This window comes from Escherichia sp. WS1450, assembly GCF_046487395.1.
Classification (GTDB): Bacteria; Pseudomonadota; Gammaproteobacteria; order Enterobacterales; family Enterobacteriaceae; genus Escherichia; species Escherichia coli.
The window spans coordinates 128,603-151,420 of record NZ_JBJQJO010000004.1; the positions used below are offsets into that span (position 1 = coordinate 128,603).

Genomic DNA, 22,818 nt, shown 5'->3' on the forward strand with positions numbered 1-22,818 from the left:
GGTAATGAATATCTGGCATGTTGTACTAAAAATCGATGTTTTGCTTTGACAATCCCCTGGTGTTTTGCGAAAACATTCGAGGAAGAAAAAAAACAGTATTCTTATATGCGCATAACCATGCATGTAAATACCATGTTTACCGTGCTAGTGAAATCTACGTATGGCGTGGACAGACGCCATTCGTGATGTCGATAGCTGCCACAAGGCAACGGTCTTCTCACCGTAGACCCAGGCATTGCGCGCCGTGAATCTTCATGATTTCGGTCTATCGTGACGGGTAGCGACTCTGAACAGTGATGTTTCAGGGTCAGACAGGAGTAGGGAAGGAATACAGAGAGACAATAATAATGGTAGATAGCAAGAAGCGCCCTGGCAAAGATCTCGACCGTATCGATCGTAACATTCTTAATGAGTTGCAAAAGGATGGGCGTATTTCTAACGTCGAGCTTTCTAAACGTGTGGGACTTTCCCCAACGCCGTGCCTTGAGCGTGTGCGTCGGCTGGAAAGACAAGGGTTTATTCAGGGCTATACGGCGCTGCTGAACCCCCATTATCTGGATGCATCACTTCTGGTATTCGTTGAGATTACTCTGAATCGTGGCGCACCGGATGTGTTTGAACAATTCAATACCGCTGTACAAAAACTTGAAGAAATTCAGGAGTGTCATTTAGTATCCGGTGATTTCGACTACCTGTTGAAAACACGCGTGCCGGATATGTCAGCTTACCGTAAGTTGCTGGGGGAAACCCTGCTGCGTCTGCCTGGCGTCAATGACACACGGACATACGTTGTTATGGAAGAAGTCAAGCAGAGTAATCGTCTGGTTATTAAGACGCGCTAACACGGAACAGGTGCAAAATCGGCGTATTTTGATTACACTCCTGTTAATCCATACAGCAACAGTACTGGGGTAACCTGGTACTGTTGTCCGTTTTAGCATCGGGCAGGAAAAGCCTGTAACCTGGAGAGCCTTTCTTGAGCCAGGAATACACTGAAGACAAAGAAGTCACATTGACAAAGTTAAGTAGCGGCCGCCGCCTTCTGGAGGCGTTGCTGATCCTTATTGTCCTGTTTGCCGTCTGGTTGATGGCTGCCTTACTAAGCTTTAACCCTTCGGACCCCAGCTGGTCGCAAACGGCCTGGCATGAACCTATCCATAATTTAGGTGGGATGCCCGGTGCGTGGCTGGCAGATACGCTGTTCTTTATTTTTGGCGTGATGGCTTACACCATTCCCGTCATTATTGTCGGCGGTTGTTGGTTTGCCTGGCGTCATCAGTCCAGCGACGAATACATTGATTATTTTGCCGTTTCGCTACGCATCATTGGCGTTTTGGCGCTCATCCTTACCTCCTGTGGTCTGGCGGCAATCAACGCTGACGATATCTGGTATTTTGCCTCCGGTGGCGTCATTGGCAGCTTACTAAGCACTACGCTACAACCACTGCTACACAGTAGCGGGGGAACTATTGCGCTGCTCTGCGTTTGGGCAGCGGGCCTGACGCTGTTCACCGGTTGGTCATGGGTGACCATTGCTGAAAAACTCGGCGGCTGGATTTTAAATATTCTTACCTTCGCCAGTAATCGTACCCGTCGCGATGATACCTGGGTCGATGAAGATGAGTATGAAGATGACGAAGAGTATGAAGATGAAAATCACGGCAAACAGCATGAATCACGCCGTGCTCGTATTCTTCGCGGCGCGCTAGCGCGTCGTAAACGGTTGGCGGAAAAATTCATTAATCCGATGGGGCGGCAAACAGACGCTGCGTTGTTCTCCGGTAAGCGGATGGATGATGACGAAGAGATTACCTACACTGCACGCGGTGTGGCTGCCGACCCTGACGACGTCCTCTTTTCGGGCAATCGTGCAACGCAGCCAGAATATGACGAGTACGATCCATTATTAAACGGTGCGCCAATTACCGAACCTGTTGCTGTAGCAGCTGCTGCTACCACGGCGACGCAAAGCTGGGCTGCACCGGTTGAACCTGTGACTCAGACGCCATCTGTTGCCTCTGTTGATGTTGCACCTGCACAACCTACAGTAGCCTGGCAGCCTGTACCGGGGCCACAAACGGGAGAGCCGGTGATTGCTCCTGCACCGGAAGGTTACCCACAGCAGCCACAATATGCGCAGCCTGCAGTGCAATATAATGAGCCGCTGCAACAACCTGTACAGCCACAGCAGCCGTATTATGCGCCTGCGGCGGAACAACCTGTTCAGCAACCGTATTACGCAACTGCGCCGGAACAGTCTGCGCAACAGTCGTATTACGCCCCTGCGCCAGAACAATCGGTGGCAGGTAACGCCTGGCAAGCCGAAGAGCAGCAATCCACTTTTGCTCCACAGTCTACATACCAGACTGAGCAAACTTATCAGCAGCCAGTCGCTCAGGAGCCGTTGTACCAACAGCCGCAACCTGTTGAACAGCAGCCTGTTGTGGAGCCTGAACCCGTTGTAGAAGAGACAAAACCCGCGCGTCCGCCGCTTTACTACTTTGAAGAAGTGGAAGAGAAGCGAGCCCGTGAACGTGAACAACTTGCGGCCTGGTATCAACCGATTCCAGAACCGGTTAAAGAACCAGAACCGATCAAATCTTCGCTGAAAGCACCTTCTGTTGCAGCAGTACCTCCAGTAGAAGCCGCTGCCGCTGTTTCTCCGCTGGCATCTGGCGTGAAAAAAGCGACACTGGCGACGGGGGCTGCCGCAACCGTTGCCGCGCCAGTCTTCAGTCTGGCAAATAGCGGTGGACCGCGTCCGCAGGTCAAAGAGGGGATTGGCCCGCAGTTGCCACGACCGAAACGTATCCGCGTGCCAACTCGTCGTGAATTGGCGTCTTACGGTATTAAGCTGCCCTCACAGCGTGCGGCGGAAGAAAAAGCCCGTGAAGCCCAGCGCAATCAGTACGATTCTGGCGATCAGTACAACGATGATGAAATCGATGCGATGCAGCAGGATGAACTGGCACGTCAGTTCGCCCAGACACAGCAGCAACGCTATGGCGAACAGTATCAACATGATGTGCCCGTAAACGCAGAAGATGCAGATGCTGCGGCAGAGGCTGAACTGGCTCGTCAGTTTGCGCAAACTCAACAACAACGTTATTCCGGCGAACAACCGGCTGGGGCGAATCCGTTCTCGCTGGATGATTTTGAATTTTCGCCAATGAAAGCGTTGCTGGATGATGGTCCACACGAACCGTTGTTTACGCCAATTGTTGAACCTGTACAGCAGCCGCAACAACCGGTTGCACCGCAGCAGCAGTATCAGCAGCCACAACAGCCGGTTGCGCCGCAGCAGCAGTATCAGCAGCCACAACAGCAGGTTGCGCCGCAGCCACAATATCAGCAGCCGCAACAACCGGTTGCGCCACAGCAGCAATATCAGCAGCCGCAACAGCCGGTTGCGCCGCAGCAGCAGTATCAACAGCTGCAACAACCGGTTGCACCGCAGCCGCAGTATCAGCAGCCACAACAGCCAGTTGCGCCACAGCCGCAGGATACCCTGCTTCATCCGCTGTTGATGCGCAATGGTGACAGCCGTCCGTTGCATAAACCGACGACGCCGCTGCCTTCTCTGGATTTGCTGACGCCGCCGCCGAGCGAAGTGGAGCCGGTAGATACCTTTGCGCTTGAACAAATGGCGCGCCTGGTGGAAGCGCGTCTGGCTGATTTCCGTATTAAAGCCGATGTCGTCAATTACTCTCCGGGGCCGGTTATCACTCGCTTTGAACTTAACCTGGCACCGGGCGTAAAAGCGGCGCGCATTTCTAACTTGTCACGGGACCTTGCCCGTTCACTTTCGACGGTGGCGGTGCGTGTCGTTGAAGTTATTCCTGGCAAACCCTATGTAGGTCTGGAGTTACCGAATAAAAAACGACAAACCGTTTATCTGCGCGAAGTATTGGATAACGCCAAATTCCGCGATAATCCGTCGCCATTAACCGTGGTGCTGGGTAAAGATATCGCCGGTGAGCCGGTGGTTGCCGATCTGGCGAAAATGCCGCACTTGTTGGTTGCGGGGACTACCGGTTCCGGTAAGTCTGTCGGGGTGAACGCGATGATCCTGAGCATGCTTTATAAAGCACAGCCAGAAGATGTGCGTTTCATCATGATCGACCCGAAAATGCTGGAGCTTTCGGTTTATGAAGGCATTCCGCATCTGTTAACGGAAGTCGTTACCGACATGAAAGATGCTGCCAACGCTTTGCGCTGGTGCGTAAATGAAATGGAACGTCGTTATAAGCTGATGTCCGCCCTAGGTGTGCGTAATCTGGCGGGTTATAACGAAAAAATTGCTGAAGCCGATCGCATGATGCGTCCGATTCCAGACCCGTACTGGAAGCCGGGTGACAGTATGGATGCCCAGCATCCGGTGCTGAAAAAAGAACCGTACATTGTGGTGTTGGTGGACGAATTTGCCGACCTGATGATGACGGTAGGTAAAAAAGTGGAAGAGCTTATAGCACGTCTGGCGCAAAAAGCCCGTGCCGCGGGTATCCACCTCGTACTGGCAACGCAGCGTCCATCGGTTGATGTTATTACTGGTCTGATTAAAGCGAATATTCCGACCCGTATCGCCTTTACCGTATCCAGTAAGATTGACTCACGTACCATTCTTGATCAGGCTGGCGCGGAATCACTGCTGGGTATGGGGGATATGCTTTACTCTGGGCCGAACTCCACGTTGCCGGTACGTGTTCATGGTGCTTTTGTTCGCGATCAGGAAGTTCATGCCGTGGTGCAGGACTGGAAAGCGCGTGGTCGCCCACAGTATGTTGATGGCATCACCTCCGACAGTGAAAGCGAAGGTGGCGCGGGCGGTTTCGATGGCGCTGAAGAACTGGATCCGTTGTTCGATCAGGCGGTGCAGTTTGTCACTGAAAAACGCAAAGCATCAATTTCTGGCGTACAGCGTCAGTTCCGCATTGGTTATAACCGTGCAGCGCGTATTATCGAACAGATGGAAGCGCAGGGGATTGTCAGCGAACAGGGGCACAACGGTAATCGTGAAGTGCTGGCCCCACCGCCGTTTGACTAATTAATGCATCGTAGGCCGGATAAGGCGCGGTAGCGTTGCATCCGGCACTCTATCAACTGAAAATTCAGTATTTTCTTCTTTCCTCAAGCTGATTATTAGCCTGGAATAGAGAGTAGAGGGAACTCCCGGTCGGGAGTGACGTAATTTGAGGAATAATGATGAAAAAAATTGCCATCACCTGTGCATTACTCTCAAGCTTAGTAGCAAGCAGCGTTTGGGCTGATGCCGCAAGCGATCTGAAAAGCCGCCTGGATAAAGTCAGCAGCTTCCACGCCAGCTTCACACAAAAAGTGACTGACGGTAGCGGCGCGGCGGTGCAGGAAGGTCAGGGCGATCTGTGGGTGAAACGTCCAAACTTATTCAACTGGCATATGACTCAACCTGATGAAAGCATTCTGGTTTCTGACGGTAAAACACTGTGGTTCTATAACCCGTTCGTTGAGCAAGCTACGGCAACCTGGCTGAAAGATGCCACCGGTAATACGCCGTTTATGCTGATTGCCCGCAACCAGTCCAGCGACTGGCAGCAGTACAATATCAAACAGAATGGCGATGACTTTGTCCTGACGCCGAAAGCCAGCAATGGCAATCTGAAGCAGTTCACCATTAACGTGGGACGTGATGGCACGATCCATCAGTTTAGCGCGGTGGAGCAGGACGATCAGCGCAGCAGTTATCAACTGAAATCCCAGCAAAATGGGGCTGTGGAAGCAGCGAAATTTACCTTCACCCCGCCGCAAGGCGTCACGGTAGATGATCAACGTAAGTAGAGGCACCTGAGTGAGCAATCTGTCGCTCGATTTTTCGGATAATACTTTTCAACCTCTGGCCGCGCGTATGCGGCCAGAAAATTTAGCACAGTATATCGGCCAGCAACATTTGCTGGCTGCGGGGAAGCCGTTGCCGCGCGCTATCGAAGCCGGGCATTTGCATTCTATGATCCTCTGGGGGCCGCCGGGTACCGGCAAAACAACCCTCGCTGAAGTGATTGCCCGCTATGCGAACGCTGATGTGGAACGTATTTCTGCCGTTACTTCTGGCGTGAAAGAGATTCGCGAGGCGATCGAGCGCGCTCGGCAAAACCGCAATGCTGGTCGCCGCACTATTCTTTTTGTTGACGAAGTTCACCGATTCAACAAAAGCCAGCAGGATGCATTTCTGCCACATATTGAAGACGGCACCATCACTTTTATTGGCGCAACCACTGAAAACCCGTCGTTTGAACTTAACTCGGCACTGCTTTCCCGTGCCCGTGTCTATCTGCTGAAATCCCTGAGTACAGAGGATATTGAGCAGGTGCTTACTCAGGCGATGGAAGACAAAACCCGTGGCTATGGTGGTCAGGATATAGTTCTGCCAGATGAAACGCGACGCGCCATTGCTGAACTGGTGAATGGCGACGCGCGCCGGGCGTTAAATACGCTGGAAATGATGGCGGATATGGCCGAAGTCGATGATAGCGGTAAGCGGGTCCTGAAGCCTGAATTACTGACCGAAATCGCCGGTGAACGTAGCGCCCGCTTTGATAACAAAGGCGATCGCTTTTACGATCTCATTTCCGCACTGCATAAGTCGGTACGTGGTAGCGCACCCGATGCGGCGCTGTACTGGTATGCGCGAATTATTACTGCCGGTGGCGATCCGTTATATGTCGCGCGTCGCTGTCTGGCGATAGCGTCGGAAGATGTGGGTAATGCTGATCCACGAGCGATGCAGGTGGCAATTGCGGCCTGGGATTGCTTTACCCGAGTTGGCCCGGCGGAAGGAGAACGCGCCATTGCTCAGGCGATTGTTTACCTCGCCTGCGCGCCAAAAAGCAACGCTGTCTACACCGCGTTTAAAGCCGCGCTGGCCGATGCTCGCGAACGTCCGGATTATGACGTGCCGGTTCATTTGCGTAATGCGCCGACGAAATTAATGAAGGAAATGGGCTACGGGCAGGAATATCGTTACGCTCATGATGAAGCAAACGCTTATGCTGCCGGTGAGGTTTACTTCCCGCCGGAAATAGCACAAACACGCTATTATTTCCCGACAAACAGGGGCCTTGAAGGCAAGATTGGCGAAAAGCTCGCCTGGCTGGCTGAACAGGATCAAAATAGCCCCATAAAACGCTACCGTTAATGTTATCGTTGCGGTAATGTTGTTACTGTATCCCTGTGGTCGCAGGCTGTGGCCACATCTCCCATTTAATTCGATAAGCACAGGATAAGCATGCTCGATCCCAATCTGCTGCGTAATGAGCCAGACGCAGTCGCTGAAAAACTGGCACGCCGGGGCTTTAAGCTGGATGTAGATAAGCTGGGCGCTCTTGAAGAGCGTCGTAAAGTATTGCAGGTCAAAACGGAAAACCTGCAAGCGGAGCGTAACTCCCGATCGAAATCCATTGGCCAGGCGAAAGCGCGCGGGGAAGATATCGAGCCTTTACGTCTGGAAGTGAACAAACTGGGCGAAGAGCTGGATGCAGCAAAAGCCGAGCTGGATGCTTTACAGGCTGAAATTCGCGATATCGCGCTGACCATCCCTAACCTGCCTGCAGATGAAGTGCCGGTAGGTAAAGACGAAAATGACAACGTTGAAGTCAGCCGCTGGGGTACCCCGCGTGAGTTTGACTTTGAAGTTCGTGACCATGTGACGCTGGGGGAAATGCACTCTGGCCTCGACTTTGCAGCCGCAGTTAAGTTGACCGGTTCCCGCTTTGTGGTAATGAAAGGGCAGATTGCTCGCATGCACCGCGCACTGTCGCAGTTTATGCTGGATCTGCATACCGAACAGCATGGCTACAGTGAGAACTATGTTCCGTACCTGGTTAACCAAGACACGCTGTACGGTACGGGTCAGCTGCCGAAATTTGCTGGCGATCTGTTCCATACTCGTCCGCTGGAAGAAGAAGCAGACACCAGTAACTATGCGCTGATCCCAACGGCAGAAGTTCCGCTGACCAACCTGGTGCGCGGTGAAATCATCGATGAAGATGATCTGCCAATTAAGATGACCGCCCACACCCCATGCTTCCGTTCTGAAGCCGGTTCATATGGTCGTGACACCCGTGGTCTGATCCGTATGCACCAGTTCGACAAAGTTGAAATGGTGCAGATCGTGCGCCCGGAAGACTCAATGGCGGCGCTGGAAGAGATGACTGGTCATGCAGAAAAAGTCCTGCAGTTGCTGGGCCTGCCGTACCGTAAAATCATCCTTTGCACTGGCGACATGGGCTTTGGCGCTTGCAAAACTTACGACCTGGAAGTATGGATCCCGGCACAGAACACCTACCGTGAGATCTCTTCCTGCTCCAACGTTTGGGATTTCCAGGCACGTCGTATGCAGGCACGTTGCCGCAGCAAGTCGGACAAGAAAACCCGTCTGGTTCATACCCTGAACGGTTCTGGTCTGGCTGTTGGTCGTACGCTGGTTGCAGTAATGGAAAACTATCAGCAGGCTGATGGTCGTATTGAAGTACCAGAAGTTCTGCGTCCGTATATGAACGGACTGGAATATATTGGCTAATACCCAATTTTTCTGAATCTAAAAAGCGCCTGCGGGCGCTTTTGCATGGTACTTAACTATATGAAAATAAATGGATTTTATTTTCATGTGTCCAGATAATGTCCATCTTTGAAGAAAAAAGTCCACAATACTGACGTTGTGGGCTTTTCTTTTTCCTGATGGTGTCGTGCCGTCAGTGCAACGAACCAAAGGGAGGGGATGTTGATGTTGTTTTCCCTTCGCACCAGCTTTAAAGCCACTCTTGTTAACGATGATGGTACGCCACGGATCACGGCCGAGGTGAGGAATGTGACACCTGATGATATCGGGAAGGTGGCGGAACTTGTCAGGGATGTTTTTGGTACTCCTTCCGGTACCTGCCGTTCAGACTCTGCGGCCAGGGTTGACAGGCAGGATGTTAACGCCGGGTGGCTTACGCGCCTCTGAATGATGATGCCCTCACTGGTGAGGGTGACAAAAAAGCCCTCTCAATGGCGGGCAAATCTGGTTTTTTGTTTTGTCTCTACAGGGAAAGGGCGCCATATCGGCCCACCCCAACAACCGGATAGCGGGGAATTTCTCCCCCGCTGCGGTTTCTTACGGTTTACACTGCAAGAACGCCGCAAAACGCGCTCCCCAGATATCAAAGCTGAATTCACATAACGAATCGTGGACCATCCAGATGACCAGGGTTATTGTCAGGCATAAAATGCCAACAATAATCGTTTTTTGCGGTATAGCGCTTGCTCCTTTTACAAAGAGGCGCTAACCTTCCACTTGTCACGGTAGGAAGGGTCAGGCCTCGGTTAAACACAGATGTTTTCCGGGGCCTTTCCACATCCGGCCTTCAGGTTTTCCCTCCGGCCATCAGCCGAAAGGCACCCGTTTCTTTTTGTTGCGGCAATATTTCAGGTGTCAGTTGGGGTGGGCTGTATCTTGTCTGATGCATAAAAAATGCCCGCGCTTTGGCGGGCAAAAGACAAGACTTTTCGTTTGTATATCATGGATAATGGACACCCCTTCCTGTTGTCAGGTGGCAGGCACCCGTGGTTAATCTACTGTTTTTGTGCTTTTGTCTCAACCCTGAAGTTTTCATGGAAAATCAGGGTTGCTTCATATGTGCCAGGAAGGTGCGGCTATGATAACTGCCAAAAAAAGCCCGCTTTCCGGCGGGCAAAACAGCAATGTGAGTTGTCTGTCATTGATACTGGACAGCCTTCCTGTTGTCAGGTGGAAGGTACCCGTGGTTAATCTACTGTCTTTGTGCTTTTGTCTCAACCCTGAAGTTTTCATGGAAAATCAGGGTTGCTTCATGTGAACCAGGAAGGTGAGGCGATGGTAACCGCCAAAAAAATGCCCGCTTTCCGGCGGGCAAAACAAGGAAGTACGGATCATGTATTATTGATTACGAGGCATTCCACCATGCCCACGTTTAATTTAGCTAGTTTTCATTTTATTCACAATATAGTTACTTATCATATTTATGAACAAAACTGTAATTTCATCTATAGGTATAAGTGATTTGCATTAACATGTTTCTTCTGTATTGCTGTTGGTTTTCCGATGCTGATATTTATGATACATTCAGGGGCAAATGAGGTTGTTCCACAGAAACGATGTTGAGATATTTCTGCTCCAGAAAGGACAAGCTAAAAAAATAAAGTGAAATTATGATATGTCAGGGATGTTCAGGCATGTCAGTGTCTTATTAATAAACTCGTTGCTGCTGTAATAACACCAAAAAAATCAAAGCATAATCTGCATGTTGTTCCTGATGACCCAATAACCACAAAAGAATAAAAAAATGCCCGCTTTCCGGCGGGCAAAACAGCAATGTGAGTTGTCTGTCATTGATACTGGACACCCTTCCTGTTGTCAGGTGGAAGGCACCCGTGGTTAATCTACTGTCTTTGTGCTTTTGGCTCAACCCTGAAGTTTTCATGGAAAATCAGGGCTGCTTTGTGTGCGCCAGGGAAGGCGCCTCGATGGCAGGCGCAAAAAAAATGCCCGTGCTTCGGCGGGCAAAATAAGGAAGTACAGGTTACATGTTATTGATAAAGTAGCATTGCTCTGTCCATCTTTAATCTAACGAGTTTTGAGTTTTTTCACAATATTGTTACCTGTCATGTTATAGATGAAACTGCAATTTCATCTATAGGTATAAATGATTTGTATTAATGTGTGTCCACTGTTTGTCTGCTTTCTGGTTTTCAGTTGACTGTGTTTCTGATGAATTCAGGAGGTTGTCTTATGAGGCTGTTCCACAGAAACGATATTGAGATTGAACTGCATTTCTCCTCCGGTGAGGATAAGGTTAAATCATTGTTGATGAAAAAAACAAAGATTTAATTTATTGATATAAAGGATTTGTATCAGCGTATGTCCACGCAGTGACCACATTTTCGAGAGGTAGAGTAAGCCCGCAACATTGCGGGCTTTGTCTTATAGTCTGATCACTGTTTCAAGTCGGTGAGGACACCAAAAAGAAAACCCGCAGTTTTTATGCTGCGGGTTTGTTGTTCATGTCTGTGAGATAGGGTGCCTTATCGACCTTACCCTGGCAACCGATTGACGGGGGATTGCTCCCCCGTCGCGGTTTCCTTACTTCTTACATTGTAAGAACGCCGCAAACTCCGCTCCCCAGAAGCTCATCCGTATTTCGCACAGCGAACCGTGCAATATCCAGATGATGAGGATTGCCGTCACGCAGAACGTGATGGCCGTAAGCGATTTTTGCGACATAGCACTTGCTCCTTTTCCGGAGAGGCGCTAACCTTTCACTTGTCAAGGTAATGCGGTTAGGGCCTCGGTTAAACAGAAATGTTTTCCGGGGCCTTTCCACATCCGGCCTTCAGGTTTTCCCTCCGGCCATCAGCCGAAAGGCACCCGCGCGTAATTTAACTGTTTCTTTTTGTTGCGGCAATATTTCAGGTGTCAGTTGGGGTGGGCTGTATCTTGTCTGATGCATAAAAAAATGCCCGCGCTTCGGCGGGCAAAAAACAAGACTTTTCGTTTGTATATCATGGATAATGGACACCCTTCCTGTTGTCAGGGGGAGGTACCCGTAGCTAATCTACTCACTTTGTGCCCGCAGCTCAACCCTGAAGTTTTCATGGAAAATCAGGGCTGCTTTGTGTGCGCCAGGGAAGGCGCCTCGATGGCAGGCGCAAAAAAAATGCCCGCTCTCCGGCGGGCAAAACAATGATCTACGTCACATTATATTGATAACCGGGCATTCCTCCATGCCCATTTTTAATTTAGTCATTTTTCATTTTGTTCACAATATAGTTATCTATCATATTCATGAATGAAATTATAATTTCATCTATAGGTATAAATGATTTGTGTTAATATGTTTCTCCTGTCTAACTGTTTTCTCATTTTTCGATACTAGTATTTCTGATATATTCAGGGGGCGTATGAGATTGTTCCGAAGAAACGATATTGAGATTGAACTGCATTTCTCCTCCGGTGAGGATAAGGTTAAATCAATAAAGGTGAAACTAAGACATGCCCGGGATGTTCAGGCGTGTCAGTGTCTTATTGATGAACTCGTTGCTGCCGGAGGAACGCCAAAAAAACAAAAATATAATCTGCACGTGGTTCCTGATGACCCCATAACCACAAAAGAATAAAAAAATGCCCGCTTTCCGGCGGGCAAAAAACAATTTAGGTCATATTTCATCATGGATAATTAAATACTTGCCCGTGGTTGCGGGAAAGTATCTGCCGTTAATCTACTTGCCTTATGATGTCCTCTCAACCTGATTATTGTTCTTAAATATCAAGATTAATCTGAGTATTCCCCCTGTGAGATCCCGGAAAATCTTCCCACGGTATCCGCTCTGTACCCTGCGGCGACGGGGCGCGTTTTGATGTGAATTTGTTAAAACCCTCCAGTGTGGTAAAGCCGATCCCGCATTCGAGGTTATTGCACTGGTAGTACTTCAGGCGAACTGTGCCTGAATCATTTTCATTGCGACTGGTGCGGATACGTGCGGATGCACCGCATAGGGGACAACGGAACATGGCTTCTCCTTATCTGGCTGAGTGGAGATGGCTCATTTTAATTTTATCCGCCTGAATCTGCTATCCATTCGGGGATTTTCGCTTCCAGCTCCAGTTGTGTGGTGAAGCCGCTTTCATCTATGATGTGCTCCACCCTGGCAATAATCCAGTCCTGATTGTCCACCTCGCTTTTAAAACCTGTTACCCTGCCGTGCATTTCGGGATACAGGTCGGCACGACCCCGTGCCAGAGTGATGGAGAATGCCGCTGCTCCCCGCTGTAACTCCTGCCACTTTGCCGCAGCTGCACGTCGTGCGGTTTCTTCATTCTGGTAAGTCCTGCGCAGAACGTAGACGTTCCCTTCCGCGCCTTCCATGTAATCACCCTCCCGGCTGCTGCTCTTCTCCTGTTTCTGTTTCCCGGCTTCCCTGCGTCGCTTCACGTTCACTTTTTTCTTGTGCCCGAACTTCAGATCGAGCCAGTGCGCCCGGACCCCCGTATACGCATCACGGTCAGCAATGCGAAAGCGGTGACTGTCGCCGCTGCTGCGGGTAATGGCGAACGAAGGCAGGGCTCTTCCGTCCGGCCCGGTTCCGCCACCCGGCAGAATGAATAACAGGCTGCCGTTTTTTACGGTGGCAATCGCACCCAGCATTTCAGCCATGCGGGTCAGGAAGGATATATCGCTCTCTTCGGTCTGGTCAGCGTGGTCAATTTCGATATCCATGAGGATTTCGCTTATCTGTGTCTTCAGGCCGTAGCGGTGAGCGATGGCTGACACAACCTGTTTTACGGTCACGTCGTGCCAGGATACCTCCCGCCTCACGTTGAACTCTTCCCGAAAATCTGCGCTGCTGGCGGTGATGATCAGTTTATCTGGAGGTCCTTCCCACGCAACCTCATCAACGACGTAGGTGCCCTTGTTAACCAGTGATTCTCCTCGCCAGCCAATCATCACTCTCAGGCGTGCGCCACGTGGTGGCAACTGTAACTGCCCGTCCGTATCGTCAAGGGTGAGGGTGACGCGGTCTGCCTCAAAGGCCCGGTTATCCGTCAGGGTCAGCGTCATGAGTCGCTCTGTGAGGTTTGCCAGTGTGTTGTTGTTGATGGTGATGTCGATATCCGGTGACGGAACGGTAACTGACAGCTCTTTCATGGTGTTCTCTCCTGGTGCGTTCTGTAATGGTTTCATGCACCGCAGCGGCGTTGAATGGCTGTTTTGTTGTCGCTGTCAGGAGACAACATCAAAGGGGTGAGATTACCGCGTGTGTGGGTAATGATTACGCAAAATCAACCAGCCAGACAAGGGTGAAACATATGAGTGAAACACGCTTTCATGGTGCGCGCGTAAGGGAAAGTACCGGCCTTGCCACCGCCATTAATGATGTGGATTCCAGTGTTATTGGTATTGTGGCTACGGCAGATGACGCGGATGAAACTCTGTTCCCGCTGAACAAACCCACACTGCTGACCCGCGTCAGTGATGTGCTGGGTAAGGCCGGCACAAAGGGGACGCTTTACAAATCGCTTAAGGCTGTCGCCGACCAGGTGAGCACGAAGGTGATTGTGGTGCGCGTTCCTGATGCCAGTTCTCAGGGCGCCCCGGATACAGGAGTTACATCATTCGGTCATCTGGATCCTGAAGACAGGGCATTTTTTGGTATTGATGAGTCTGAAGATGCACATCCTGTATACCCACACAAAACGCAGGACCAGTATGTCATTGGTGGCACGGATGGCGACGGTAATTATACCGGTATGTATGCACTTCTGATAGCTGAACAGGATGATGCCATCGGTTACCGTCCGCGCATCATCGCAGCTCCCGGACTGGATACTGAAGCTGTCACAAAATCCCTGTGTGTAATTGCAGAAAAACTTCGCGCATTTGTCTACGCGGGCTGTCACAACTGCAAGAAGCCCGCCGATGCAATCAGCTACCGCGCCAGATTTAACGAGCGCGAACTTATGCTGGTCTGGCCGGACTTCATCGCCCATAACCCGAAATCCGGCGCTAATGAGGTCTTCCCGGCTGCGGCGTACGCCTGCGGTTTACGTGCACGTATTGACCACGAACAGGGCTGGCATAAATCGCTGTCCAACGTGCCGGTAAGAAATGTGCTGGGTATTTCCAGCCCGGTGTTCTGGTCCCTTCAGTCCGAAGACAGCGATGCCAACAATCTCAACAACAAGGAAATCACTACCATCATTTGCCGTAACGGTTTCCGCTTCTGGGGCAACCGTACGCCGGAAACGAAGGCGTATATCTTTGAGGTGTACACGCGAACCGCTCAGGTGCTGGCTGATTCCATTGCGGAAGCGCAGTTTGAAACGATTGATGCCCCGCTGACCCCTGCTAATGTGAAAGACGTGTTAAGCGCAATTCGCGCAAAACTGGATGCGCTGGTTACGTCAGGACGTCTCATTGGTGCGGAGTGCTGGTATGACGTGGTGGATAACAGCACCACGGAACTTCGTCAGGGACGCGTGCGTATCCGCTACAAGTACACGCCCGTTCCGCCGCTTGAGGATATGGAACTTTACCAGGCGTTTACTGATGAATTCTTTGGTCCTGCATTTGCGACGCTTGGAGGTGCTTAATGGCCGTACCAAAAAATCTCAGGGTGTTCACGCTGTTTACTGACGGGGTGAACCAGATTGGCAGGGTGACCGGCTTCACGCCCCCCAAACTGACCCGTAAAACGGAAGCCTATCGCGGTGGTGGTATGGCCGGCGCGGTGAATATCGACCTTGGTCTGGATGACGGCGCGCTGGATGCGAGTTTCACCATGGGCGGGCCGACCCGCGAACTGTTCCTTAAGTACGGCGGCACGATCGACGGTACGCTGCTGCGCTTTGTCGGTGAGTACTACAACGATGAAGAGCAGAGCGACCTGTATGAAATTGAGCTTCGCGGCCGCGTGACGGAAATTGATACGGGGGAGGCAAAACAGGGTGAGGTCACGTCTCACACCTATGCGGTCAGGAGTACCTACTACAAACTCAGCATTAACGACCGTCCGGTGCTGGAGATTGATTTACTGAACCACATCGAACGCAAGGACGGCAAAAACGTCTTCCCGGACCGCGTGCGCTCGGCGATTGGTCTTGGTGGTTAATGTTTCCCACGGCGGCGCGCGGCGTCGCCCCCTGATTTGAGGTTTTATGCATGAAAGAAAATCCGGTTGTTGCCCCTGTTACTGACGGTGCTGATGCGGCGGACGTGACCAGTGAGCGCGGCGTGACGCTGAAAACGCCCCTTGTGCTCGGTAACAAAAAAATCACGTATGTGGAAATCACGCCTGCTGTACAGCAGGCCGGTTCACTGCGCGGGCTGTCACTGCTTGACGTGCTGAACATGAAAACGGACGCGATGTTTGAGTTACTCCCGCGCGTCACTTCGCCGCGACTGGACGAGGTTCTGCTTAAGCGCATGGGGTCCGCTGATTTTATTCAGCTGTGCGGGGTGGCGGTTAATTTTTTGGCCGGTCAGGACTCTGGCGGGAAGAGCGGGGCGGCGACGGCAGGCTGATAACCGTCGTGCCCTTTGAGCACATTGAAGACTTTGTGGCGGATATCGCCGTTATTTTCAACTGGTCTCCCGCTGAAATCTTCCTGATGGATCCCGGCGAGGTGGTCGCCTGGCGTGAGCGGGCGGCCCTTCGCAGCGGGAACGCAGAGCATGAAAACGCTTGATATACGGGTCGCCTTCAGCGCTGTTGACAGGCTGACCCGTCCCACCGAAAACGCCCGTCGCATGATGGGCCAGCTTGGCGACTCCATACAGAGAACGCAGGGTGCGATCAAAAACCTGGAACGCTACGCCCGTTCATTTGATCGCGCCCGCGAGGCTGCAAACAAGGCCGGAAACGGCATTGTCAGGGCGCAACGCCAGTTAAGCGCACTTCAGCAAATTCAGCGCGCCGGAACCGTGCTGTCTGACAAACAGAAAAAGCTGATGAACGATTTGAGCCTCAAACTTGAGCGTCTCAATGAGGTCCGTGCGCGTGAAGTTCAGCGAATGCGCGAACTGGGTGGTGAGCTGCGGCGCCACGGTATTGCGCTTTCCGGCAGTGACAACACCATTCAACAGGCCATACGGCGAACACAGCAATACAACGACCAGCTGGAACGCGAACGGCAGGCGCTGGCACGTGTCACGCAGGCACGCCAGCAATATTCCCGTGCTCAGGAGACGGCGGGAAAACTTAAAACGGTCGGACTTACGGCGGTTGGTACGGCGGCGGCAGGCGGCTATGCGGCCGGACGTTTCCTGCAACCGGCGGTCAGTTTTGGTAAGGAGATGTCACGCGTCCAGGCGCTGACCCGTATTGACAAAAACAGTCCGCAGTTTAAGGCGCTGCGCGAACAGGCCATTAAGCTGGGCTCTGAAACGCAGTTTACCGCCGGTGATGCTGCCAGCGGTCAGGCGTTCCTTGCCATGGCCGGCTTCACACCACAGGCCATACAGGCGGCGCTACCCGGCGTGCTTGATCTGGCAATGGCTGCAGGGATGGACCTGGGACAGACTGCCGATATCAGTTCGAATATCCTCACACAGTTTGGTCTGTCCGCTGACCAGATGGATCGCGTGGGTGACACGCTGGCCGCCACCTTCACACGAACCAATACGGATCTCCGTTCACTGGGTGAAACCATGAAGTACACGGGTCCGGTTGCAGCTTCACTTGGCCTGTCCCTTGAACAGGCGGCAGCCATGACGGGTGTCCTTGGCAGTGTGGGGATCCGTGGAAGTGATGCAGGTACGGCGCTGCGTGCCAGTCTGTCACGTCTGGTTGATCCGCCGAAGGCCGCTGCAATGGCACTGAAAGAGCTTGGCGTGGAGACGCAGAATGCTTACGGGAACATGCGCCGGATGGAAAATATCCTGAATGAGCTGTACCAGGCCACCCGAAAATACGGTAATGCCGCGCAGGTCTCCTTTTTCAGGGCTATTGCCGGGCAGGAGTCCTATGTTTCCCTGATGAATCTTGTCACTGCGGCGGGGGAAAATAATCTTCCCCGTCTTACGCAGGAGATTGAACTGGCCACCGGGGAACTTAATCACACTGCCCGTGTTATGGCTGATAACCTGGACGGTGACCTGAAATCACTGAACAGCGCATGGGAAGGACTGCGTATCCGTGTCGCTGACCTCGTTGACGGGCCGCTGCGTTCTGTCACGCAGTCGTTCACCCGGGTTATTGCGAAAGTCACCGCGCTGGCTCAGGCGCACCCTGAACTGACAAAACAACTGCTGATTGCCGGTGGTGTACTGCTGGCTGCGGTTGCGGCCATGGGGGCGCTGTCACTTGCCACTGGTGTGTTGATGGGGCCGCTGGCAAAACTGCGTCTTGGGTTTGCCCTGCTGACCGGCACATCCGGCCTCGGTCGTGCGCTGCCGTTACTGACGCAGCTGCGCGGCGTACTCGGTGGTCCGCTGGGCGGTATCGGTGGCTGGCGCGTGCTGTTTGTCGGTATCACCTCCGGTGCCGGACGGTTTGCTGCACTGCTGGGCGTAGTTGCGGGGCGGCTTCGTGGTGTGCAGGCGGGACTTGGCGCGCTGCGTGGTGGTCTGCTGGCTGCGTTCACTTCACCTGGCGGCGCACTGATTTCACTGGGGCGCGGTATCGGAATACTGGCGCTCAGACTGTCAGGTCTGCCCGCACTGTGGGGGATGGTGAGTGGTGCGGTGGGCGCACTTGGCGGGGCGCTGGGTTTTCTGTTAAGTCCGGTGGGCCTTGTGGTGGCGACACTGGTCGGTGCGGCAGTGCTTATCTGGCGGCACTGGGACCAGCTGAAGGCTGTCGTGGGCGGGTTCTTGTCCGGCCTGTGGCAGGGGCTTACGCCACTGCGCGAGGCTGTGGCACCACTGGGACCGCTGTTTGAGTATGTCGGGCAGACAATCGGGCGTGTGTGGCAGTGGGTCGTGGATTTGTTCGCGCCGGTAAGCACAACAAAGGATGAGCTGGACAAGTGCACGGAAGCCGGGCGTACGTTCGGGCAGAAGGTAGGGGAGTTTATCAGCAATCTGGTGACCGGTCCGGTTACGCTGCTGATTGACTCATTAACCCGGGTGCTGGAAAAACTCGGGCTGATTCCGTCGGCGGTTGAGCGCGCCCGGAAAAAGGCGGAAGAACTAAAACAGAAGGAGTTGCTGAACGAGAAAGCTGCCATGCTTCTGGCGGATGTTAACGTCATTAATCCGCCGAAAAAGGACGAGGATAAAAAAGACGGCGAAAAACCCAAAGGGGGGCAACCACCCCTGACGGGGGAGAATACCGGCACTATGCGCCGCCTGAACAAAATCGTCGATAACACCGGTGGTCTGCTGGATGAGGCGAAACAGGCGAAAAAACGCGCTGGTCCCGGCGATATTATCTTTAAAAACCTGCCGGAAGCGCTGGCCGTTCGTGGTGAGTGGAAGGAGGAACGCTTTAACCGAGCAGCTTCCCTGTTACCGGGTAGTGTCAGTGAGCCACCTGTCAGACTGCCGCAGGTGCCGTCGGTCAGTGTGCCTTCGTTGCCACCGCTGCCAGCGCCACCGCCTGTCAGTGTTTCGCCGCTGATATCCACCACGGCGAACGTGTCGCCGGTCGTGAAGCCGGTGGTGTCCGTGAATAATGTGCCGGTTATTCCTCCGGTCGTCCGTCCGGTACTGTCCGGTAATATTACGCCAGTGGTTCCGCCGGTGATCAAACCGGTTATGACTCACGATGTCATGCCGACGTTCTCCCCGCTAATGACACCAGTGATGGCGGCAACATCCCGTCCGGTGGTTGAGGCTGTGCGCCAGCCCATATCCCCCGCATCGCCCCGACCGCGCCAGAGTGAGCCGGCACCATGGGGATTAACTGGCGAACTGCATATTCACCTGCATGATGTTCACACGCAAAACCCGCGCGAACTGGCAAAAATGGTGGGTGATGCCGTCCGTGCGGAAATGGAACGCCGTATCCGCCAGACAGTCGGTAGTTTCCGTGACAGAGATTAGGAGTACCTCTCATGATGATGATTTACGGCATGTTTGTTTTTGAGTTGCGTACGCTGCCTCATCAACAACTGCAACATAATAAAACCTGGCGCCACGTTAAAAATGAACGCATCAATCGTTCGGCCAGCTGGCAGTATATCGGGGCGGGTGACGACCAGATCACGTTGTCCGGTGTGCTTTATCCCGAAATTACCGGCGGTGAGGTTTCCCTCAGCCTTTTAACGACGCAGGCTTACACTGGTCGCCCATGGCCGCTGATTGACGGTGTGGGGCAGATATACGGCATGTATGTGATAACGGCTGTCCGCACAACGCGAAGCGAACTTGACCGCCACGGTAAGGCCAAAAAAATTGAGTTCACTGTCAGTCTGGAACGCTGTGATGAGGATTTGCGGGAGAGTATGGCCTCGTCGCCGGTGTCTGATATGCTTTCGGGAATGAAAGGGAAGTTAAGTTCGGTCTGGAATACCACAGTAAGCGGCGTAAATGATCTGATGTGAAGGTAATGTGCCGCATTCTTGCGGCACCTGCATGATGAATTATTTATGAATGCCCGTTCCTTTTCCCCGCTCATTCCATTTCTGGTGGTGTTTCCGGCCAGCTTATTTCAGGCTCCGTGCTGATATCCAGTGCGTTCAGCTCGTCGATATAATCCAGCACGGCATTCAGTTTTGCCGTTTCTTCTGGTGTCAGACTGCGACCTGCCCGCAACTTAAGGTTGATGAGGTCGATGGACTTCATCGCCTGATCCACCCGTTCCTTGCGTTGCTGTCTGGCAACCTCCAGCTCTTCGGCTTGCTGCCGTTCTGTATCGGTTACCCACGCCTCACCGTTCCAGGTATCCCATGGTGTGGCAGGCTGTTTTGTCGTTGTCCCTTCCGGGTAGTCACCTGGTTGGGTAATCTGGACCGGATTACCGTTCTCTGTGCTGTATACCGTCTCTCCACGATGATCGGGGACATACTCCCACCCGTCCAGCGTGGACGTCCGGCAAATCACGTAACCCGGCATTGCCTCTGGCGGGGCATCGGCGCATGAATGTGCCGGGGTACCCACCCCCAGGGCGAGATACTCCACAGAGGATGAGGTGTATTCCCGGGTTTCCTCATCATAGTGATATACAGTGATATCGCCTGCGAAAGTGGCGATACCGTTTTCATCCAGAACTGCAGTGTTACTCATTAAACTGCCCTCACAATATAATTAAAAGCGATATTGCGCGGTCTGATCGCTATCCATCTGTCTTTTTCATTACTCACCAGCTTACCGGCTCTGGCTATTGCCCATCTGTCAACTGGTTTTGTGCCGTACAGGATGCCGTTACCGGTTCTGGGTTGATCAGGGGTTATGTTTATGATGTCGTTATCATGTGATGCAAATGAAATCCCTGCCTGAATATCTGCACCTCCCGCTACGCCGTGGTACGCCTGTATGGCGGTACAAATATATGTTGCTTCCTGTGTGGATAACAATAAGCGTCCCCTGTCAATCATTCGCAGGTCATCCCATCCACGAATAAATTCCCCGCGCAAATCTGGTAGCCTGAGGTCAGGGTAGGCCACCGCCAGTTTTGGGTATTTTGTACGCGTGAATGCGGCACCGTTGCACTGTAACCACCCCTCAGGTGGTCTTGACGAAGGCCACGGAACGGGTACGCCAACTGGCAGCGTCGAGCCTTCTCCTAAACCAAAGTAATCAAGAATATCTTTTATGCTTTGTTTACCCATGATGACGCGGGCAACAGACGAAAAAACAGGGGCGTCTGTGATCTGAGCCCAGCGATGAGTGTGGGCTGCCGAGGCTTTGCTGTTGGCAAGGTCATACGCAGCTTTAACAGCTTTTGGTGTGGCCGCCAGCGTTTCGGAATTGCTGTTTGTGGCGCTGCTTAGCTGTACGATGCCTTTGCGTCCGGTGGTTGCATCCTGTCCTGTATACTTGCTCGTCAGCATATCGTGTAAGGCTTTAACCGCTTTGGGGGTGGCGGCCTCAGTCTCTGACTCACTGTTTGTGGCACTGCTCAGCTGTACGGTGCCTTTTGCCGTCAGCGAGGCTGATGGCACACCTGTTATCTGATTCCACGGGTGGGTGTGGCTGGCGGGTGCTTTACCGGCTGCAAGGTCATATGCAGCCTTGACGGCTCTTGGTGTGGCCGCCAGCGTTTCGGAATTGCTGTTTGTATCGCTGCTCAGCTGTACGATGCCTTTGCGTCCAGTTGTTGCATCTGTGTTTGTCACCTCCACCCACTCTGACCATGGGCCGTTACCGTTAAAGTTTCCGGTAACTGTCCTGATAAATTTTCGTGGCGGATCCCAGCTCGTGTATTCATGCTGGCAGAATCCCCATGCACCAACACGGATGCGTAACTCTCCTGCCTTCTCTACAGGATAGTTTCTGTCTGTTCTCGCACCTGAGTCACTCTGCTGGTAATAATCTCCCGCGTCTTCCTTACGCCCCAGAGTGTTCAGGTCTGTTTCCCCCAGGGATGTTGTTGGCTTCACGAACGCCATGCTCAGTGCATCACTTACTGCCTTCGGTGTGGCCGCCAGTGTTTCGGAATTGCTGTTTGTGGCGCTGCTCAGCTGTACGGTGCCTTTTGCCGTCAGCGAGGCTGATGGCACACCAGTTATCTGATTCCACGGGTGGGTGTGGCTGGCGGCTGCTTTACCGGCTGCAAGGTCATATGCAGCCTTGACGGCCTTCGGTGTGGCGGCCAGTGTTTCAGAGGTGCTGTTTGTGGCGCTGCTCAGTTGGGTGAATCCTTTTTCTGTCAGTGTCGCGTCAGGGTGGTTACGGGAACGTGCGTGTTCCGCCATTTTCTCATCAATGTAGTCCGTGGTCGGCAGAATTGTTGTTGTGTCCATGACCAGTTCCACCACGGCGTCGGAGGTGACGGTGATTACTGCACGGAATATCTGCGCCCGCCCTGAACCTTCCTCTCTGGTGGGCTTGTAACTTTCAGCGGTATTTCCTACTGCAATCATTGTACCTGTATCATCAAACACACCAATTTCACGCACCCAGAATCCGCCGGTTTCAGGAGGAATGACCAGTTCGGCGATGAGGCGGTTCGGGTTCTCCGGGTCGGTGAAGACGCGGTTGACAGACTGGCGCCAGACCTCATTGTAAAGCGATGTCTGGTTTTTCTGCGGCTGACGAAGCTCTCCATTGCCGTCCCCTACAGCCATGTGCGTAAGGCGTACAGGTTTACCGCCAGGCGCCGTTGTTGCGGCCAGCTTTGCCAGCCCGATGTCGGTGATAAGGGTTCTGAATTTTCTCGTGCTCATGG

General features: G+C 52.7%; 16 protein-coding genes and 1 pseudogene. 12 read left to right on the forward strand and 5 right to left on the reverse strand.

All coding sequences use genetic code 11. The annotated features are described in order from the left end of the window. Window positions 1–347: 347 nt before the first annotated feature. The 5 genes from lrp to serS all read left to right on the forward strand — a co-directional run bounded on the left by lrp (window position 348) and on the right by serS (window position 8,551). Window positions 348–842 carry a leucine-responsive transcriptional regulator Lrp gene (gene lrp / locus ACJHYR_RS06515; RefSeq protein WP_000228473.1) on the forward strand — a complete coding sequence of 165 codons (495 nt, stop codon included), beginning with the start codon at window positions 348–350 and terminating at the stop codon, window positions 840–842. 134 nt (window positions 843–976) lie between these two features. Next, entirely contained in the window at window positions 977–5,044 is a 4,068-nt protein-coding gene (gene ftsK / locus ACJHYR_RS06520) for a DNA translocase FtsK (RefSeq protein WP_042018323.1), read from the forward strand. Window positions 5,045–5,202: 158 nt separating this feature from the next. Further along, entirely contained in the window at window positions 5,203–5,814 is a 612-nt protein-coding gene (gene lolA, locus ACJHYR_RS06525) for an outer membrane lipoprotein chaperone LolA (RefSeq protein ID WP_001305929.1), read from the forward strand. 10 nt (window positions 5,815–5,824) lie between these two features. Next, window positions 5,825–7,168, forward strand: coding sequence for a replication-associated recombination protein RarA (gene rarA, locus ACJHYR_RS06530; RefSeq protein ID WP_000067755.1), 1,344 nt, complete (start codon window positions 5,825–5,827; stop codon window positions 7,166–7,168). Window positions 7,169–7,258: 90 nt separating this feature from the next. Further along, the gene (serS, locus tag ACJHYR_RS06535; protein WP_000886683.1) at window positions 7,259–8,551 is read left to right on the forward strand and encodes a serine--tRNA ligase; all 1,293 of its coding nucleotides are present in this window, start codon (window positions 7,259–7,261) and stop codon (window positions 8,549–8,551) included. Between the two features lie 2,580 nt (window positions 8,552–11,131). Here serS and ACJHYR_RS06540 read toward each other — a convergent pair. Further along, on the reverse strand, window positions 11,132–11,272 hold the full coding sequence (locus tag ACJHYR_RS06540) for a Hok/Gef family protein (RefSeq protein ID WP_000078913.1): 141 nt from the start codon (window positions 11,270–11,272) through the stop codon (window positions 11,132–11,134). 677 nt (window positions 11,273–11,949) lie between these two features. Between ACJHYR_RS06540 and ACJHYR_RS06545 the strand changes: the two genes are divergently transcribed. Beyond that, a complete protein-coding gene (locus ACJHYR_RS06545) occupies window positions 11,950–12,165 on the forward strand; it encodes a hypothetical protein (protein WP_001236182.1) in 216 nt (71 codons plus the stop codon). A 142-nt stretch (window positions 12,166–12,307) separates the two neighbouring features. Here ACJHYR_RS06545 and ACJHYR_RS06550 read toward each other — a convergent pair whose 3' ends face one another. Continuing rightward, entirely contained in the window at window positions 12,308–12,559 is a 252-nt protein-coding gene (locus tag ACJHYR_RS06550; protein WP_029400762.1) for an ogr/Delta-like zinc finger family protein, read from the reverse strand. A 43-nt stretch (window positions 12,560–12,602) separates the two neighbouring features. Further along, window positions 12,603–13,694, reverse strand: a complete 1,092-nt coding sequence (locus ACJHYR_RS06555; RefSeq protein ID WP_223715960.1) for a contractile injection system protein, VgrG/Pvc8 family — start codon at window positions 13,692–13,694, stop codon at window positions 12,603–12,605. A 161-nt stretch (window positions 13,695–13,855) separates the two neighbouring features. Between ACJHYR_RS06555 and ACJHYR_RS06560 the strand changes: the two genes are divergently transcribed. From ACJHYR_RS06560 to ACJHYR_RS06585, 6 genes and pseudogenes are all read left to right on the forward strand, one after another. Further along, on the forward strand, window positions 13,856–15,139 hold the full coding sequence (locus ACJHYR_RS06560; protein WP_045146050.1) for a phage tail sheath family protein: 1,284 nt from the start codon (window positions 13,856–13,858) through the stop codon (window positions 15,137–15,139). Then, window positions 15,139–15,657, forward strand: a complete 519-nt coding sequence (locus ACJHYR_RS06565) for a phage major tail tube protein (RefSeq protein WP_045146048.1) — start codon at window positions 15,139–15,141, stop codon at window positions 15,655–15,657. The genes ACJHYR_RS06560 and ACJHYR_RS06565 overlap by 1 nt, the downstream gene beginning before the upstream one ends. Before the next feature lie 50 nt (window positions 15,658–15,707). Then, window positions 15,708–16,070, forward strand: coding sequence for a hypothetical protein (locus ACJHYR_RS06570; RefSeq protein WP_000662443.1), 363 nt, complete (start codon window positions 15,708–15,710; stop codon window positions 16,068–16,070). Window positions 16,071–16,078: 8 nt separating this feature from the next. Continuing rightward, the gene (locus ACJHYR_RS06575) at window positions 16,079–16,234 is read left to right on the forward strand and encodes a GpE family phage tail protein (RefSeq protein WP_001115715.1); all 156 of its coding nucleotides are present in this window, start codon (window positions 16,079–16,081) and stop codon (window positions 16,232–16,234) included. Then, window positions 16,221–18,416 (forward strand): annotated as a pseudogene (locus ACJHYR_RS06580) (phage tail tape measure protein); the annotation flags it as partial. The gene ACJHYR_RS06575 and the pseudogene ACJHYR_RS06580, both read left to right, overlap by 14 nt. A 1,127-nt stretch (window positions 18,417–19,543) precedes the next feature. Then, window positions 19,544–20,032, forward strand: a complete 489-nt coding sequence (locus tag ACJHYR_RS06585) for a phage tail protein (protein ID WP_000979935.1) — start codon at window positions 19,544–19,546, stop codon at window positions 20,030–20,032. 70 nt (window positions 20,033–20,102) lie between these two features. Here ACJHYR_RS06585 and ACJHYR_RS06590 read toward each other — a convergent pair whose 3' ends face one another. Continuing rightward, a complete protein-coding gene (locus ACJHYR_RS06590; protein WP_045146043.1) occupies window positions 20,103–20,714 on the reverse strand; it encodes a tail fiber assembly protein in 612 nt (203 codons plus the stop codon). After that, on the reverse strand, window positions 20,714–22,816 hold the full coding sequence (locus ACJHYR_RS06595; protein ID WP_072837458.1) for a tail fiber protein: 2,103 nt from the start codon (window positions 22,814–22,816) through the stop codon (window positions 20,714–20,716). The genes ACJHYR_RS06590 and ACJHYR_RS06595 overlap by 1 nt, the downstream gene beginning before the upstream one ends. Between the last annotated feature and the right edge of the window lie 2 nt (window positions 22,817–22,818).

Bases quoted from the DNA above. Each gene is read 5' to 3' on its own strand.
- ACJHYR_RS06570 (WP_000662443.1), top strand. From the start codon at position 15,708: ATGAAAGAAAATCCGGTTGTTGCCCCTGTTACTGACGGTGCTGATGCG.
- lrp (WP_000228473.1), top strand. From the start codon at position 348: ATGGTAGATAGCAAGAAGCGCCCTGGCAAAGATCTCGACCGTATCGAT.
- ACJHYR_RS06550 (WP_029400762.1), bottom strand. From the start codon at position 12,559: ATGTTCCGTTGTCCCCTATGCGGTGCATCCGCACGTATCCGCACCAGT.
- ACJHYR_RS06565 (WP_045146048.1), top strand. From the start codon at position 15,139: ATGGCCGTACCAAAAAATCTCAGGGTGTTCACGCTGTTTACTGACGGG.
- lolA (WP_001305929.1), top strand. From the start codon at position 5,203: ATGAAAAAAATTGCCATCACCTGTGCATTACTCTCAAGCTTAGTAGCA.
- serS (WP_000886683.1), top strand. From the start codon at position 7,259: ATGCTCGATCCCAATCTGCTGCGTAATGAGCCAGACGCAGTCGCTGAA.
- ACJHYR_RS06560 (WP_045146050.1), top strand. From the start codon at position 13,856: ATGAGTGAAACACGCTTTCATGGTGCGCGCGTAAGGGAAAGTACCGGC.
- ACJHYR_RS06555 (WP_223715960.1), bottom strand. From the start codon at position 13,694: ATGAAAGAGCTGTCAGTTACCGTTCCGTCACCGGATATCGACATCACC.
- ACJHYR_RS06540 (WP_000078913.1), bottom strand. From the start codon at position 11,272: ATGTCGCAAAAATCGCTTACGGCCATCACGTTCTGCGTGACGGCAATC.
- ACJHYR_RS06595 (WP_072837458.1), bottom strand. From the start codon at position 22,816: ATGAGCACGAGAAAATTCAGAACCCTTATCACCGACATCGGGCTGGCA.
- ACJHYR_RS06585 (WP_000979935.1), top strand. From the start codon at position 19,544: ATGATGATGATTTACGGCATGTTTGTTTTTGAGTTGCGTACGCTGCCT.
- ACJHYR_RS06545 (WP_001236182.1), top strand. From the start codon at position 11,950: ATGAGATTGTTCCGAAGAAACGATATTGAGATTGAACTGCATTTCTCC.
- ACJHYR_RS06590 (WP_045146043.1), bottom strand. From the start codon at position 20,714: ATGAGTAACACTGCAGTTCTGGATGAAAACGGTATCGCCACTTTCGCA.